The sequence below is a fragment of the Limosilactobacillus gastricus DSM 16045 genome, from assembly GCF_001434365.1.
GTDB classification, from domain to species: domain Bacteria; phylum Bacillota; class Bacilli; order Lactobacillales; family Lactobacillaceae; genus Limosilactobacillus; species Limosilactobacillus gastricus.
Genome location: NZ_AZFN01000013.1, coordinates 44,946 through 59,622 on the forward strand (window position 1 = coordinate 44,946; position 14,677 = coordinate 59,622).

General features: G+C 40.0%; 16 protein-coding genes, 1 tRNA gene and 1 other RNA gene. 13 read left to right on the forward strand and 5 right to left on the reverse strand.

The genetic code is table 11. The annotated features are described in order from the left end of the window. The first annotated feature begins 5 nt into the window (after window positions 1-5). From leuD to FC60_RS05580, 5 genes are all read left to right on the forward strand, one after another. A complete protein-coding gene (gene leuD, locus FC60_RS05560; RefSeq protein ID WP_056937449.1) occupies window positions 6-590 on the forward strand; it encodes a 3-isopropylmalate dehydratase small subunit in 585 nt (194 codons plus the stop codon). A gap of 11 nt (window positions 591-601) precedes the next feature. Beyond that, complete coding sequence (locus FC60_RS05565; protein WP_056937450.1) at window positions 602-1,375, forward strand: L-threonylcarbamoyladenylate synthase; 774 nt, start codon at window positions 602-604, stop codon at window positions 1,373-1,375. Window positions 1,376-1,490: 115 nt separating this feature from the next. Continuing rightward, window positions 1,491-1,781 (forward strand): metal-sulfur cluster assembly factor, encoded by a 291-nt coding sequence (locus FC60_RS05570; RefSeq protein ID WP_056937451.1) that lies wholly within the window; start codon window positions 1,491-1,493, stop codon window positions 1,779-1,781. Beyond that, window positions 1,768-2,001, forward strand: coding sequence for a DUF1858 domain-containing protein (locus FC60_RS05575; protein ID WP_056937452.1), 234 nt, complete (start codon window positions 1,768-1,770; stop codon window positions 1,999-2,001). Before FC60_RS05570 ends, FC60_RS05575 begins: the two co-directional genes overlap by 14 nt. Beyond that, on the forward strand, window positions 1,991-3,337 hold the full coding sequence (locus FC60_RS05580; RefSeq protein ID WP_056937453.1) for a DUF438 domain-containing protein: 1,347 nt from the start codon (window positions 1,991-1,993) through the stop codon (window positions 3,335-3,337). The genes FC60_RS05575 and FC60_RS05580 overlap by 11 nt, the downstream gene beginning before the upstream one ends. Before the next feature lie 44 nt (window positions 3,338-3,381). On the opposite strand, the gene FC60_RS05585 is transcribed toward FC60_RS05580, so the two are convergent. Next, complete coding sequence (locus FC60_RS05585; RefSeq protein ID WP_056937454.1) at window positions 3,382-4,797, reverse strand: amino acid permease; 1,416 nt, start codon at window positions 4,795-4,797, stop codon at window positions 3,382-3,384. A 139-nt stretch (window positions 4,798-4,936) separates the two neighbouring features. Here FC60_RS05585 and FC60_RS05590 point away from each other — a divergent pair, with 139 nt between their 5' ends. Then, the gene (locus FC60_RS05590) at window positions 4,937-6,346 is read left to right on the forward strand and encodes an aminotransferase-like domain-containing protein (protein WP_056937455.1); all 1,410 of its coding nucleotides are present in this window, start codon (window positions 4,937-4,939) and stop codon (window positions 6,344-6,346) included. A 5-nt stretch (window positions 6,347-6,351) separates the two neighbouring features. Further along, complete coding sequence (locus tag FC60_RS09820) at window positions 6,352-6,483, forward strand: transposase (RefSeq protein ID WP_123383476.1); 132 nt, start codon at window positions 6,352-6,354, stop codon at window positions 6,481-6,483. Window positions 6,484-6,660: 177 nt separating this feature from the next. Here FC60_RS09820 and FC60_RS05595 read toward each other — a convergent pair whose 3' ends face one another. Together FC60_RS05595 and ssrA are read right to left on the reverse strand one after the other, a co-directional pair. Further along, complete coding sequence (locus tag FC60_RS05595) at window positions 6,661-7,218, reverse strand: hypothetical protein (protein ID WP_056937456.1); 558 nt, start codon at window positions 7,216-7,218, stop codon at window positions 6,661-6,663. A 74-nt stretch (window positions 7,219-7,292) separates the two neighbouring features. After that, window positions 7,293-7,664: a transfer-messenger RNA gene (gene ssrA, locus FC60_RS09300) on the reverse strand. A gap of 134 nt (window positions 7,665-7,798) precedes the next feature. Between ssrA and FC60_RS05600 the strand changes: the two genes are divergently transcribed. The 4 genes from FC60_RS05600 to FC60_RS05615 all read left to right on the forward strand — a co-directional run bounded on the left by FC60_RS05600 (window position 7,799) and on the right by FC60_RS05615 (window position 12,588). Continuing rightward, on the forward strand, window positions 7,799-8,518 hold the full coding sequence (locus FC60_RS05600; RefSeq protein ID WP_056937457.1) for a response regulator transcription factor: 720 nt from the start codon (window positions 7,799-7,801) through the stop codon (window positions 8,516-8,518). A 3-nt stretch (window positions 8,519-8,521) separates the two neighbouring features. After that, the gene (locus FC60_RS05605; protein ID WP_056937458.1) at window positions 8,522-10,072 is read left to right on the forward strand and encodes a sensor histidine kinase; all 1,551 of its coding nucleotides are present in this window, start codon (window positions 8,522-8,524) and stop codon (window positions 10,070-10,072) included. A gap of 136 nt (window positions 10,073-10,208) precedes the next feature. Then, the gene (locus FC60_RS05610; protein ID WP_056937459.1) at window positions 10,209-11,084 is read left to right on the forward strand and encodes a GRP family sugar transporter; all 876 of its coding nucleotides are present in this window, start codon (window positions 10,209-10,211) and stop codon (window positions 11,082-11,084) included. A gap of 151 nt (window positions 11,085-11,235) precedes the next feature. Beyond that, a complete protein-coding gene (locus tag FC60_RS05615; RefSeq protein ID WP_056937460.1) occupies window positions 11,236-12,588 on the forward strand; it encodes a glucose-6-phosphate isomerase in 1,353 nt (450 codons plus the stop codon). Between the two features lie 218 nt (window positions 12,589-12,806). Here FC60_RS05615 and FC60_RS05625 read toward each other — a convergent pair whose 3' ends face one another. Next, complete coding sequence (locus FC60_RS05625; RefSeq protein ID WP_056937462.1) at window positions 12,807-13,472, reverse strand: M57 family metalloprotease; 666 nt, start codon at window positions 13,470-13,472, stop codon at window positions 12,807-12,809. A gap of 79 nt (window positions 13,473-13,551) precedes the next feature. Then, on the reverse strand, window positions 13,552-13,911 hold the full coding sequence (locus tag FC60_RS05630) for a DUF1304 domain-containing protein (protein ID WP_056937463.1): 360 nt from the start codon (window positions 13,909-13,911) through the stop codon (window positions 13,552-13,554). Window positions 13,912-14,041: 130 nt separating this feature from the next. Here FC60_RS05630 and FC60_RS05635 point away from each other — a divergent pair, with 130 nt between their 5' ends. Further along, on the forward strand, window positions 14,042-14,311 hold the full coding sequence (locus tag FC60_RS05635; protein WP_056937464.1) for a hypothetical protein: 270 nt from the start codon (window positions 14,042-14,044) through the stop codon (window positions 14,309-14,311). Between the two features lie 55 nt (window positions 14,312-14,366). Next, a tRNA-Glu gene (locus FC60_RS05640) sits at window positions 14,367-14,439 on the forward strand. The last annotated feature ends 238 nt before the right edge of the window (window positions 14,440-14,677 follow it).

Consider the following 14,677-nt stretch of genomic DNA (forward strand, 5'->3'; position numbering starts at 1 on the left):
GTTTTATGGAACCAATCGTAGTACATACGGGAACGACCATCCCGATTATGAATGATGATATTGATACGGATCAGATTATCCCGAAACAATTTCTCAAGAATTTACTGAAGACCGGATATGAGAATGCTCTTTTCTATAATTGGCGTTACCTGCCTGATGGCCGCCCGGATCCCAAGTTCATTTTGAACGCTCCGGAACGTCAAGCAGCAACGATTCTTATTACGGGCTCTAATTTTGGGAGTGGTTCATCACGGGAACATGCGGCTTGGGCCCTGAAAGATTGGGGGATTCGCGTGGTGATCGCTGGAAGTTTCAGTGATATTTTTTATATGAACTGTACCAAAAATGGGGTCTTACCAATTAAATTACCGCAGGCAGCGCGGGATCAACTGGCACGATTAAACAGCGATCAAGCCATCGTAGTTGATTTGCCACATCAAGTGGTGAAAAACGGGGAATATACTTACCCATTTGAAATTGACCAAACCTGGAAAGAAAAATTCATTTCAGGTGATGATGATATTGATATCACGATGAAACACATCCAAGAAATTGAAGCTTATGAAGCTCAAATTCCACAATACCGATAGGAGAGGAAATTATGACAAAACATGTTCAATGGCAAGGCCAAATTGACCAGGAAGTATACAATGCTTTAAATCAACCAGGTAGTATGATTGTTAGCCCAACCAAGGTGGGCTATATCATCATGACTAACGATAAAGCCGGGCTGGAAAGAAAGTTCGATGCCAAACAACGGAACCGGAATAAGCCGGGGGTGGTGCTTTGTGGAAGCATGGACGAATTAAAGGAGTTAGCACAGTTAACCCCAAGTATTGAAGCATTATATCAACGCCACTGGGATGAAGATATTTTGCTAGGCTGTATCTTGCCATGGCAACCAGAAGCCATTGAAAAGTATTTACAAGATGATGATCGACAAGAATTAATGATGGACCGGCGCCAAACTAGTTGTTTTGTCATTAAGTTTGGGACGCCAAGTGAACAAATGGCTAAAGCAATGTGGGAACAAGAAGGTAAGATGGTATATGCCTCTAGCGCTAACCCGTCAGGAAAAGGTAATCGGGGGAAAGTTGCTGGGATCGGTGAACGGATCGAGTCCAAGGCCGATCTAATTTTAGATGCTGATGATTATGTGGAGTCAATTCAGCCTGATAAAACCATTGATACCCGTTATGAACAAGGGGTCATGGTTTCAATGGTAGACGAAGTCGGAAAGATCATTAACGATCAACCAGAAGCGGGGCAAGCATGCCCAGTGGTCATTCGCAAAGGGCTAGATATTGATAAGATTATGATGAATCTGGCCGATCAATACGATGTTTGGGACTATCGACATGGTCAATATTACTAAAAGTTTTGAGTAATCAAGGGCCTTCACGGTATACTAAGACTAAGAAAATTTCTTGTGCAAAGTATAATCTAGAAGGAAGGCGATTACGATTCAAGATGAAATTTTACAAGCCCTGATGACAGTGATTGATCCAGAATTGAGGGTCGATATTGTCAACCTAGGACTGATTTATGGGATTGATGTTAGTGACGATTTATGTACTATTACGATGACCTTAACGATTCCGGGCTGCCCGCTTAGTGATATGATTAAAAATGATATTACTGAGGCTGTCACTAAGGTCGCTGGGATTAATCAGGTTAAGATTGAACTTGTCTGGTATCCCGTATGGGGATTAGGAAAAATGTCGGATCAAGCAAAAACAACCCTGGGAATTCCAGTGGAGGTAAAGGATGAAAACAATTGATTTTGATCAACCAGTTCGAAATTTAGCCCATCAAAATCCTGAATTTGTCGATCAAATGGTGGAATTAGGCTTTACTAAAATTACTGTTCCGGGAATGTTAGATTCAGTTGGCCGGTTTGTTACTCTGAATAAAGGTTGCCGGATTATGGGCATTCCAAAAGATAAGGTTGTGGCATATTTTAAGGACGCTGGCTATGAGGTAATCAACGATGACAAGTGAACTGAGTCAAGAACGGCAAGCGGCGATCGTCAAAATTTTGACCTTTTTACATGAGGGCGGCGATTTTGATGAAGCCAAGCAAATGTTTAAAGATCAATTTGATCAAGTTGATGTCGCTGAAATTACGGCGGCCGAGCGACAATTAATCGCCGGGGGACTTAATCCAATTGAAATTCAAAATCTATGTAATGTTCATGTGGCTCTTTTTGAGGGGCAGATTACTGATAATCAAGGGACCCCGGCCTTTCAAAAGCCGGGACACCCGGTTCATACTATGAAATTGGAAAATATGGTGATCAATTCGCTGGTTAATGATGAGTTGTTACCATGTTTGAAAAAATGGCAACAAGACGGTGCTGATAATCAATATTTAGTACGGATGCGGAAGGCTTTGCAGGATTTAAAGGCAATTGGGCGCCATTATAAACGGAAAGAATTAACGATTTTTCCGATCATGAATAAGTATGGAATTACAGCTCCCCCGCAAGTTATGTGGGGGGTCGATGATCAAATTCGGGACTTGATTCAAAGAGTCAATGATCTCGTTAATCAGGATCCATTACCCGACAAGTATGAGATCGAGGCCGCTGTTACGAATGCGGCCAATGAAGTGACGGCAATGATCTTTAAAGAAGAAGACATTATGATTCCAATGTTAGCGGAAGTTGCTAGTCCAGAAGATTGGGCAACGGCGCGCCAAGATGAAGAACAATTTGGTTATACTTTAATTAATCCTCCATTACCATGGAAGCCTACTCAGGCTGAAATTGAAGAAGCCAAAGCTCATCCACATGAATCGTCCATTGCTGTAGAGTTAAATGCGGCCGCCATTCAAATGGCGCAAGCAGATTCACAAGCGCAGGGACATTTGTCAACACAGGAAGTTTATGATCAATTAAACGATAAGCAACTTCCAGTAGCTTTAACAGGTGATGATGTCCGAATCGATTTAGGATCAGGGACTCTATCCGGGCGTGAATTAAAGGCCATCTTTCCTTTATTACCCCTTGATTTAACTTTTGTAGACGAAAATGATCGAGTGCAATGGTTTACTGATACAGATGACCGAATTTTTCCGCGGACCAAGAGTGTGCTAGGTCGGTCGGTTTTTGAATGTCATCCCCCGCGTAGTGTTGATAAAGTGAAGAAAATCATCGCTGAATTACATGCGGGATCGCGGGATCGGTTTGAGTATTGGTTTAATCTGCATGGCGAGCGTTTTGTATATGTCCAATATATTGGGATCCATGATGCAGATGGTCAATACCTAGGCTGCCTGGAGTGTAGTCAAGATATTAGTAAATTTAAAGAGCTCACTGGTGAGCAACGTCGGTAAATAAAAGGTCAGCCAAATTGGCTGACCTTTTATTTTAACTTCACTTAATCTAAAGGAATTGGATGGGAATGGTGACGAAGTTTGTAATAGAACATAAAAATAAAGAAGAGTGGGACGCTCATATAAGTAATCAAAATACTTTGCCAATCCCAAGTGACGAAGGCATTTACATTTTGTCCCACAATGACAATGATACAAAGGATAAAGGCAAAAATGGGTCCAAAAGGAAAGAGGCTGGCACGATAAGGGAGGTCGTTAAGTTGATATTCTTGTTTGAGATAAGCGCGCCGGAATCGATAATGGGTTAACGCAATCCCGAGCCATTCCATAAAACCACCTAGACCGGAAGCGGCAATCAAATAATTGTAGGCTTGCGGGCCGACGAATTGAATTAACCAGATCAAAAAGCTTAAACCAGCCATCGCTAGGAAACTATTAATCGGGACCCCTCGACGATTAACAAAACCGAAGCCCCGCCAAGTATCCCCACTACGTCCTTGGGAATATAAGATTCGGATAATCGCGTAGAGCCAAGAATTAGCTGAAGATAAGACGGCAATCAAGATAACGAAGTTCATTAAGGTAGCCGCATATTCTAAACCAGCCTGGTGAAAAATTAAAGTGAAGGGACTGGTAACAATGTCGGTGACATCAGAGCTTAATAAATTTTTGTTGTCATAAGGAATGAGGCAAGCGATGATAAAGATGGTCAAAACGTAAAAGAGGAGAATCCGCCAGAAAGTGGAGTGAATTGCACGGGGAACACTTTGCTTGGGATCCTTTGATTCTCCAGCCGCAATCCCGACCATTTCAGTTCCCTGGAAGGAAAATCCAGAAACCACAAAAGCACTCACGATTCCAAGGAAGCCGTTGACAAAGGGAGCATCGCGATAATGGAAAAATTTGAAGCCGACGAATCCTTGATGGCCAAGTTTACCGATGATTACGAGGGCCCCAACGATTACAAAAATCACAACGGCCGCAATTTTCAAGAAGGCTAACCAGAATTCGGTTTCTCCATAAACATTTACCGTTAGATAATTAATCAGGCTAATGAGGAGAAAGGCTCCGAGACTGAACCACCAGCTGGCAATATGCGGGAACCAGAAGTTCATGATAATCCCAACTGTTGACAGCTCGACGGCCACTGAAATAGCACCACAAAACCAATAATTCCACCCCATGGCAAAACCAAGAGCAGGATCAACGTACTCCCGAGCGTATTGGGTGAAAGAGCCACTAATAGGGTTGAATGTTCCCATTTCGGCCAAGCTGGTCATGATGAAATAGACCACCAGCCCCATTACTAAATACGCTACTAGTGCACCACCTGGTCCAGCTGTAGAAATAGCAGAACCACTGGCAATGAATAATCCAGTTCCAATCGTCCCTCCTAAGGCGATCATTGAAAGATGACGTGTTTTTAAGGAGTGTTTCATTTCACCTTGATTTTGATCCATAATATCCTCCAAATTGCTTATTATTAGTAACTATTTTAAAACAATTTTAATGGAAATGTAATCATTTTCGATAGGGATTGAATCCTAATAACATCCCTTTTACAATCTAATTAAGTAGCAAATCATGAGGGTAAGTAAGATGGAAAAATTAAAAATACCAATCAAATTAACTCATCAAGCGACCATCCCATTGTATCAGCAATTGGCGAACCAATTACGTGCTTTAATTAAGCAACAATATTGGCAAATTGATGAACGACTTCCCGCCATCCGACAATTAGCCGATGATTTAAAAATTAATCCGGTGACGGTAATTTCGGCTTATCGATCCTTAATGATGACCGGAGAAGTGATTAGCCGCCGGGGGAGTGGCTATTATGTTCATCAGCTTCCGCAAGGAATTGTGGAAGCTAATCAGCATCGTGTCGAAGAGAGCCACCAGTTACCAGCTGCAGAAAGAATGATCGATTTTGCTAGTTACTCTCTTCATCCAGAGCGGGTGGCCGTGGCGGAAATTAAGCAGGCGGTAGACCATGTTCTGGCTGATGCAGGAGGGGAGGCTTTTACGGTGAATGACCCAATGGGCTTATTTAGTTTACGCCAAACCATAAGGGATTATTTAAATCATAATCAGATTGTAACTAGCCCTGACCTGATCCAGATTACGTCAGGATCCCAACAAGCAATTGATTTATGTGCCCGGACCTTATTACACCCAGGGGATATTGTCTTGATGCAAAATCCAAGCTATTCGGGTGCCATTGACGCTTTTCGAGCTAGTGGGCCTCATATAATCGGGATCAGTCCCGAACCAAGCGAGGAATTTATTGCGACCTTAGAAGCAAAAATTAAGTTATTCCAACCCAAATTACTTTATTTAATGTCAAACATGGCCAATCCGACGGGCTTTTCCTTAACTGATCAACAAAAACACCAAATTTACGGTTTAGCTCATCATTATGATCTTTGGATTATTGAAGATGATTATGGAGTTGATGTTTCTGGAGATTGGCAACCAACGACAATTAAGATGTTCGATCGGGATGAGAGAGTAATTTACTTGCGGAGCTTGTCGCGTATTTTAGCTGCCGGCATTCGATTAGGTTATATGGTTTTACCCCAAGGAATGGTTGAAAGAATCGTTAATGCTAAACAAATTGCGGATTTATCAACTTCAGGTTTGGCCCAACGAATCTTTGAACAGTGTTTAACGAGTCAATCATGGCAACGGTATCTTCATCGATCGCAAATGGTTTATCAACGACAATACCGACTCGTAAATCAATTGTTAAAAGAGTCGCAGTTACCAATTACTTGGCAAGCGGTTGATCATTGTTCCTGGTTTTGGTTGAAACTATCGGTAGACAGTTCAGCGAAAGATGTTTGTCAACAGGCGCGACAAGCGGGTGTTTTAGTCGAAAATGGTGATCGTTATTTTGTAGATCAACAACCGGATCAATATCTAAGATTATCGCTGGCTCCAGCTAAAGATAGTCAGATTGAAGTGGGGGTTGAGCGATTGATAGAAATTATTAGTAGGCTTGATTAAATTTTATGCCCAAATTAGAAAACTCCAACGACCCGCTAGAAGGTATTATACGTAAGATAAAGGCTCTTAGATGTGGCTGTTATGGCTTTTCAAATATTGAATACTTTTTCAAACGTATTAATTTTTCATTTGCATAGAAATAAAAAGCACCACCCCCAGCATTAGGAGTGGTGTGCAGGTCTATCAATACCAGTTGACGGAGACCCGGAACAATAAATGTACCCGCCTAGGCGATCTTAAGCTGGACATTTAACTCGATTATAGTTGTCATCGTTTAATATTACTAGATTGTTAATTCAATTAAAAAACATTCTCTAATTGTTCATTATATTATCGTAAGCGTCACTCCATGCTTGTTTGTTGTCGTTAAACTTAGTCTGTGCCTCATTTAACTCTTCATGATAATCTGATTTTTCAGATTCAGTTGTGTTGTTATCGTTCAAAACAGGAGTAGCTGTTTGGTATTCACTCGCATAATCATGTAGTGAGTTGAGATAAGCATTTAGTTTCTTGACATAGCCTTTATATGTCTTGTAATCGGCGGATGTCATATACTTTTTTTCTTTCTTTAACTCTTTTTTGCTAACCTTTTTATCAAGGATGTTCTCGAGTTGATTATGAAAGCTGGTAAGTGATCCTTGTGTGCCCGGATCGCTGCTGTTGTGGATGTCATCAACCTTAGCCGCATCCAACAGGTTATTTTCTAAATTCTGATAGTTATCCTTAGTCATCGGTTGTGACACCGCTGCCTGCAATTCTGTTTTTGATTTATCAGTGCTTACCTTAGCAGCATTAGCGTTAACTACCAGTAACATTCCGATCGAAAAACAAAGAGTAGTTAATATAAGTAGTATAGTTTTTACTTTTTTCATGTTTTTACCCCCCCAATAAATTTTTAACTTAAGTTAAAAAACTACTTGATATTATTATCTTTCATTATTCCTAAAAATGGAGATGGCGGGAGTCGAACCCGCGTCCGAGCATATTGCCATTCCAACGTCTACGTTCATAGATTAACTATTTAAATTTCGCTAGGTCGTCCGCCGCTAATCAAGGCTAACCTTCCTAGCTAGTTAGAAAAACTCTTTAATTAATCTCTAACAGCAATTAATTACGTAGTCCACTATTGTTAAAACCCAGGACTGCACCATGGACGAGCCCAGCTGGATTTACACCCGCTGTGGTTTAGGCAGCTAAAGCGTAAGAGTTTGAATTATTGTTTGCAGTTATAATTTAAAACTGAGCGTTTTTACGAAGTCGCAACCTTCGAAACGCAGTTGGAACTCAACCTATACCCGTCGAATCCAAGAACATCCCCGAAAAGAGTAAAAGTATTGTACATCAAATTAAATTTAATTTCAATTTCATAAATCGATCAAGTTTTGACTATGCTTTAATCAATAAAGTCGCTTATAATAACTTTAGAACTCTATGAATATAAGGAGCGATACGATGAAAATTTTAATGATTGAAGATAATAATTCAGTTTCGGCAATGATGGCCATGTTCTTTAAAAAGGAACAATGGGAAGCGACTTTTGCTTACGACGGGGAAGAAGGGGTTGAAAAATTTAGTGAAGCTAATGGTGATTATGACATTATCTTATTAGATTTGAACCTACCGAAAAAAGACGGAATGCAAGTGGCTGCTGATATTCGGCGGGAGTCGCCAACGATTCCAATTATTATGTTAACGGCTCGTGATTCAGAAAGTGACCAAGTTTTAGGTTTGGAAATGGGCGCAGATGATTACGTCACCAAGCCCTTTAGTCCAATTACTTTAATTGCCCGGATTAAGGCCCTACATCGGCGAATTCAATTGAGCCAAATTTCGGATGATACCGAATCAGAAAGCTCTGAATACGATGTTCAAACGGATCACTTTAAGTTAAACAGTAAGACCCGTGAGGCCTACATTAATGATCAATTAATCGAGGACCTGACACCAAAGGAATTTGACCTCTTAAAGACTATGGCCATGAAGCCCAAGCAAGTCTTTACTCGGGAACAATTATTACAATTAGTTTGGAATTACGAATTTTATGGTGATGAACGGACTGTGGATGCTCATATTAAAAAGCTACGGCAAAAGATTGAAAAGGCTGGTCCAAAGGTAATTCAAACAGTTTGGGGGGTCGGATATAAGTTTGATGATTCCGATGCGGGTGAATAATGTATGCGACTAATTTATCGACAGATGATCGGTTACCTAGTGGTAATTGCGACCATAATGATCATGCTGACGATCACCTTTATTAGCGTTACTAATAGTACCATCTATCGTAGTACTTGGATGCAACTAAGTAAGTATGCTGACAGTATTGTCAGTACTTCAGTCCGCTATGACACTAGCCAACAAAAAGTGGTCGGTTTTAATAATGATCCGTTACGTTATAATGGCGAATTGTTATCGATGCAAAATGTTCATTTTGTAATATACGGAAGTAATAAAAAGAAGGTTTTCTCCAGTAACGAATTTCAATTAAAGATTACGGCTAGTGATTGGAAAAAGTTACAAGATGGTGATACGATTCATCGGCGGATTGATCATCCTTCCATCAAGAAGGAAGCTAAGAAAAAGCCAAACGATACCATTTCAAGCAAGGATAAAGATACTAAGAAGTCTGATAAATCCGGCAAAAAAATCAGTCCGCCAATGACGGAAATCATTCGACCATATTTCTATAAGAATAAATTGGTGGCAGTGGTTGCGATTGGGACTTATGTTTCAACTGTCCATCAATCGATTAATCAGTTAATTCTAAACTTTATCGGTGCCTTTATTATTGCGATGATTTTAGCCATTGGTTTGAGTTACTTGATTGCCCGGTCTTTAACTAATCGGATTAAGAAGATTCAGTTAGCGACTCATCAGATTGCCCAAGGTGATTATGATATTCATTTGAATCCGAAAGGTAAGGATGAATTGGATCAACTGAGTGAAGACTTTAACTTCATGGTGGATTCCTTGGCTGCGCAAAAAGAAGAAATTCACCAACAAGAAGAACGTCGTAAACAGTTTATGGCCAATGCGGCTCATGAAATGCGGACCCCATTGACCACGATCAATGGACTACTGGAAGGGCTAGCTTATGATGCCATTCCAGAAGAAGATCGGATGCAAAGTATTAAGTTAATGCAAAATGATACTAAGCGCTTGATTCGATTAGTCAATGACAATCTGGATTATGAAAAGATTCGGACTAATCAAATTTCGATGGATCGGAAAATCTTTGATGCCAGTGCTGTCTTGGAAACGTTACATAAACAGTTGTCCAAGAAGGCGGAAGCTAACCAAGATCGAATTGAAATATATGCTCCTAAAGCCATGGATGTTTATGCTGATTATGATCGGTTTGTCCAGATTATGTTTAATATCATTCAAAATGCGATTCAATTTACCCAAAATGGGGTAATCACGATTAGTGGACAATTGGTTGCGAATGGATCTGAGTTCTCAGTTTCTGATACGGGGATTGGAATGTCGGAAGATCAAATTAAACACATTTGGGACCGCTACTATAAAGCTGATCCTTCACGGATGAGTACTAAATATGGTGAGTCGGGACTGGGAATGGCGATTGTTCATCAATTAGTGGAATTACATGGTGGTAAAATCACGGTCAAGAGTAAGCCTAATCAGGGTTCAACCTTTACTGTCTTTTTCCCTGATCGCCAACATGCTCCACAATATTCACCGAAACGGTCCAAAAAACCAGAGGAATAAAATAGTAAATCAGTAAGGTTAACTTACTGATTTTTTTGTGAAAAAAATAAATAATACTTGAAGTAAGCGGATTCAGTCAGTAAACTAGACAAAGTCGACAATTAAAATACCAAAATTTGTATGAGGTGAAAATTTAATGAATTATTTAATCGGTTTAATCCCGGCTTTAGGTTGGGGGATCATGCCGCTACTAGCAACCAAAGCTGGTGGGTCGGAGAAGAACCAAATTTTTGGGATTGGAGCTGGTGCCAGCATTATCGGGATCTTAGCTTTTATCATCACAAAGCCTTCGGTTAGCTGGCAAGCCTTTATTTTTTCCATGGTTTGTGGGGCCATTTGGTCCACGGCTCAGATTGGTCAGTTTATTTCATTCAAGCGGATGGGAGTCTCAACCACGGTTCCTTTATCAACGGTTTTCCAATTGGTTGGAAATTCAATCATCGGAACCCTTTGGTTAGGAGAATGGCAAGGTGCTAAAGCCCTTACGATTGGTTTTGGCGCCTTAGTGATTGTTGTTATCGGGGCTCTATTAACGTCAGTGACGGATAAGAACGGTGAAGAAGCTGGGAAGATTACCGTTGGAAATGTCTTATTCTTGTTAGTAACCACGATTGGTTACTGGGTATACTCGGTTTTTCCGAATGTCTTTAATAAGATTAATTTAGGTGCCCATTCTTCAGAAGGAATCTTTTTACCAGAAGTCTTGGGGATTTTATTAGGGGCCTTACTCTACTTAATCTTTACGGGAGAATTAAAAACTTTTAAAGATAAAGAACAATACTTAAATATTATTCCAGGTTTATCATGGGGGATTGCCGCCTTTGCCTACATCTTTGCCGGACGAGGTTTAGGAACGAATACCGCCTTTGTGCTTACCCAGTTAAATGTGATCATTGCTACCTTTGGGGGGATCCTAATTTTGCATGAACACAAGAGCCCACGGGAAATGAAGTACACGGTAGCAGGAATTATTTGCATTATTGTCGGTAGTGTTTTAACGATTTTTGCTTAACAAGCTGATTGGCGTCGTCTAAAGCGACGTCACTTTTTATTTACTTACGATTTGTTTAAAATTACACAAAATCGGTATCCTTTATTGAAAAGGGTTTCATAAACGTTTATCATAAAAGATGTATAAGAATAAAGAAAAAGAGGTAGTAATGATGGCTCATTTAAGTTTTGATAGTAGCGCTTTAAAGAAGTTCGTTCACGATAACGAATTGGGTGAAATGCAAGCTATGGTGAATGCGGCTGATAGTCAGTTACGGAATGGGACGGGAGCTGGAGCTGACTTTCGTGATTGGCTCCATTTACCATCTGAATATGATCAAGAGGAATTTGCTCGGATCAAGGCCGCTGCCAAAAAGATTCAAGCTGATTCGGATTTCTTAGTTACGATTGGGATAGGTGGCTCATACCTAGGTGCACGGATGGCCATTGATTTCTTACATAATAGTTTTTACCAAGCCCAAACTCCAGAAGCCCGTAAGGCCCCATTTGTGGTCTTTGCTGGGAACTCCTTGAGCTCATCATATCTGCAAGACTTAATTACTTTGATCGGTGATCACGACTTTTCCATTAACGTGATTTCCAAATCTGGAACGACCACGGAACCGTCCATTGCTTTCCGGGTTTTCCATGAATTATTGGTAAAGAAGTATGGTGAAGAAGCTGCTAACCAACGGATTTACGCAACGACAGATCGAGCACGGGGAGCTTTGAAGACGGAAGCGGACGCTAATGGTTGGGAAACCTTTGTGATTCCTGATGGTGTTGGTGGTCGTTACTCTGTTTTGACTGCCGTTGGCTTATTACCAATTGCCGCTTCTGGTGCTGATATTGATCAATTAATGGCTGGCGCTGCGGAAGCCGAAAAGGCCTATGTGGATCCTGATTTAAGTAAGAATGAAGCATATCAATATGCAGCTTATCGGAATATCTTATACCGGAAAGGCTACACGACCGAATTACTGGAAAACTATGAACCAAATATGGCCATGTTTGCCGAATGGTGGAAGCAATTAGCCGGTGAATCTGAAGGTAAGGACCAAAAGGGAATTTACCCATCTAGCGCCAACTTTACAACGGACCTTCATTCATTAGGCCAATATATCCAAGAAGGGTTACGGAACCTGATGGAAACGGTCGTCAAGTTAGATACACCAAATCATGATTTGGACGTTCCAGGAGCGGCAAATGATCTTGATGGTTTAGGCTATCTTGAAGGAAAGAGTATCGATTGGGTTAATACTCAAGCATATAAGGCGGTGGTTGCTGCTCATAATGCTGGTGGGGTCCCAGTTATGACGGTTCACATTGATGAAGAAAATGAATATACGTTAGGTTACATGATTTACTTCTTTGAAGTAGCCATGGGGATTTCTGGTTACCTAAATGGAATTAATCCATTCAACCAACCAGGGGTTGAAGCATATAAGACCAACATGTTTGGTTTGCTTGGTAAACCAGGTTTTGAAGAAGTTGGTGACCAATTGCGCGCTGAAATGGATGACTAATTGAAGCATCAATTAAAATTATTACATGAACAATTAATAATTGGCTTAGTCACCACAGTTAGCCTTGGATTAGTTAATCTCTTGTATCCATGGAAAGCTATTTTTTTGATGGCAGTAATCAGTGCTATTTATAGTATTTGTATCTCAGTAATAGTACTAGCCTTATTAATTATTGATCGTTATTTAAAATAGGAAGAAGCCCGTTAATGAGCTTCTTCCTATTTTTCGTTATATAAATTTTTGACGTTATCGATATCTAGTTGTTGGATCGAATAAAGGGAACCAGCAGGCTGCATAACCGAGATTTCATCAGTATGTGATAAGCCAATCACATGGCCTAATTCATGTTCAGCTGTATTAACGATTTGTTGATAACTATAATTGTATTCGGGACTGAGTAAATATGCTTGGTTCAAATACATCTTACCATTTACAAAATAATGGGTAACTGAATTGATATTCATTTTGGTTAAACCGGCTGCGCCATTACTATTATTATCCATCGTTGTAATCACTACATCGGCCTTTTTTCGGTTAGTAGTGATCTTAAAGGTGAAGACTCCCGTATCATTCCATGCCTGGATAGCTTCACGAGTAGCTTGATCTAAGGTCTGATTATTGAGATCTAGATATAAAGTAGCACTGTTACTTGTCCATTGCCCAGATTCGCTGCCGTTTTCACTAGTCGTCTCTGAAGCACTGGTTGCATCAGTTTGCGTTGTTTTGGGATTGATCCAATTGTTGATGGTGATTTGCGCTGCAGAAGTGAAGTTATCAATACTGCGTTGAAAAGGTTGGTTGTACCGATAGAGCCAAATTACCCCGATTAGAATTCCAGCATAAATTATCGTGGTAAAGAAACGCTTGAATTTAATTGGGCTCACTCCTTTACTTTAGATTATTACTAATTGTAATAGGCTTTGATTACGATCAGATCACAAAAACTTGAAATTTTTCTCAAGCTTAATTAAACATCCAAATACTAAGCAAGGTTAGAATTGGCAGTCCGCCTTGCAGGAAAATGATTTTGGGATTGCTGGTAAAGCTACCATAAATCGCTACAGCAATAATATAAATCATTAACCATTCCAAGGCGACGGTGCTTTGATATAAGAGAGCGACGAGAATTAAGAGAGTTATTAAACCATTATAGATACCTTGGTTTTTAAAGAGAGTTTGGACGATTGGGCTTTGAAGGTCGTTAGGACTTACTTTGAAAACCCTGGCGGTTCTGTTTGAGCTTGTCGCAAAAGTTTCCAGATACATGATGTATACAAATTCAAGACCAACGAGAATAGCTAAGATAATGGTTATAATGGACATAAATACACTCCCATGATTTCATAAATGTAGCTTTGATTTTATCATTTTAGTAAATCAATAGTTAATGATTTGCACGGTCACTAAAATATTATAGTGTTATAATAAAGCTAGATGAAGGGTGGTGACCAGAATGGTAAGTTCAAACAAATCAAATCAAAATGAACAAGAACAACTTCAGGCCAGCGAATATCGAGTTTGGAAGACAGTTTTAAATGTAATTACAATTGTGATTGTTTTGGGTGGATTAGCTCTACTTGGGTGGCTGCCAGGCGGGATCGCTCAGTCAGTCGTCTTTGTGTGCTGGGTGATTTTAATTATTTTGTGGTCAGCAGTTCGTCGATACTGGTTGAAACGAATTGAAATCAGATTAAATGATAAGTATCAATCTGATAATGAATAGGCTTACCAGTATTGACAATGATCACTACTTAGCATAGAATTGTAAATGTTAATTTTGCCCCTTGGTCAAATTGGTTAAGACGTCGCCCTCTCAAGGCGGAGTTACGGGTTCGATCCCCGTAGGGGTGATTTTTATAGCGTTTACTAATGTTCGCCTACGAATAAAAACCTTGGTATATCAGCATTCTTGATTTTGGGATTTCACTCATTTACACCCGTTTTGAGGGAATTTGAGGGGAATTTTGATAAGCAACGATCTAACTTTAACTTAGGTCGAAATAAAATTGGCCCTTGTGGTCTTGATAATGTCGTGAATGGTCAGTGCCTTATGGTACTGATTTTTTTATTTGTTGATCTGGTCAAATTC

Excerpts from the sequence above, each read along its gene's own strand:
- leuD (WP_056937449.1), top strand. The coding sequence starts at position 6 with ATGGAACCAATCGTAGTACATACGGGAACGACCATCCCGATTATGAAT.
- FC60_RS05565 (WP_056937450.1), top strand. The coding sequence starts at position 602 with ATGACAAAACATGTTCAATGGCAAGGCCAAATTGACCAGGAAGTATAC.
- FC60_RS05570 (WP_056937451.1), top strand. The coding sequence starts at position 1,491 with ATGACAGTGATTGATCCAGAATTGAGGGTCGATATTGTCAACCTAGGA.
- FC60_RS05575 (WP_056937452.1), top strand. The coding sequence starts at position 1,768 with ATGAAAACAATTGATTTTGATCAACCAGTTCGAAATTTAGCCCATCAA.
- FC60_RS05580 (WP_056937453.1), top strand. The coding sequence starts at position 1,991 with ATGACAAGTGAACTGAGTCAAGAACGGCAAGCGGCGATCGTCAAAATT.
- FC60_RS05585 (WP_056937454.1), bottom strand. The coding sequence starts at position 4,797 with ATGGATCAAAATCAAGGTGAAATGAAACACTCCTTAAAAACACGTCAT.
- FC60_RS05590 (WP_056937455.1), top strand. The coding sequence starts at position 4,937 with ATGGAAAAATTAAAAATACCAATCAAATTAACTCATCAAGCGACCATC.
- FC60_RS09820 (WP_123383476.1), top strand. The coding sequence starts at position 6,352 with ATGCCCAAATTAGAAAACTCCAACGACCCGCTAGAAGGTATTATACGT.
- FC60_RS05595 (WP_056937456.1), bottom strand. The coding sequence starts at position 7,218 with ATGAAAAAAGTAAAAACTATACTACTTATATTAACTACTCTTTGTTTT.
- FC60_RS05600 (WP_056937457.1), top strand. The coding sequence starts at position 7,799 with ATGAAAATTTTAATGATTGAAGATAATAATTCAGTTTCGGCAATGATG.
- FC60_RS05605 (WP_056937458.1), top strand. The coding sequence starts at position 8,522 with ATGCGACTAATTTATCGACAGATGATCGGTTACCTAGTGGTAATTGCG.
- FC60_RS05610 (WP_056937459.1), top strand. The coding sequence starts at position 10,209 with ATGAATTATTTAATCGGTTTAATCCCGGCTTTAGGTTGGGGGATCATG.
- FC60_RS05615 (WP_056937460.1), top strand. The coding sequence starts at position 11,236 with ATGGCTCATTTAAGTTTTGATAGTAGCGCTTTAAAGAAGTTCGTTCAC.
- FC60_RS05630 (WP_056937463.1), bottom strand. The coding sequence starts at position 13,911 with ATGTCCATTATAACCATTATCTTAGCTATTCTCGTTGGTCTTGAATTT.
- FC60_RS05635 (WP_056937464.1), top strand. The coding sequence starts at position 14,042 with ATGGTAAGTTCAAACAAATCAAATCAAAATGAACAAGAACAACTTCAG.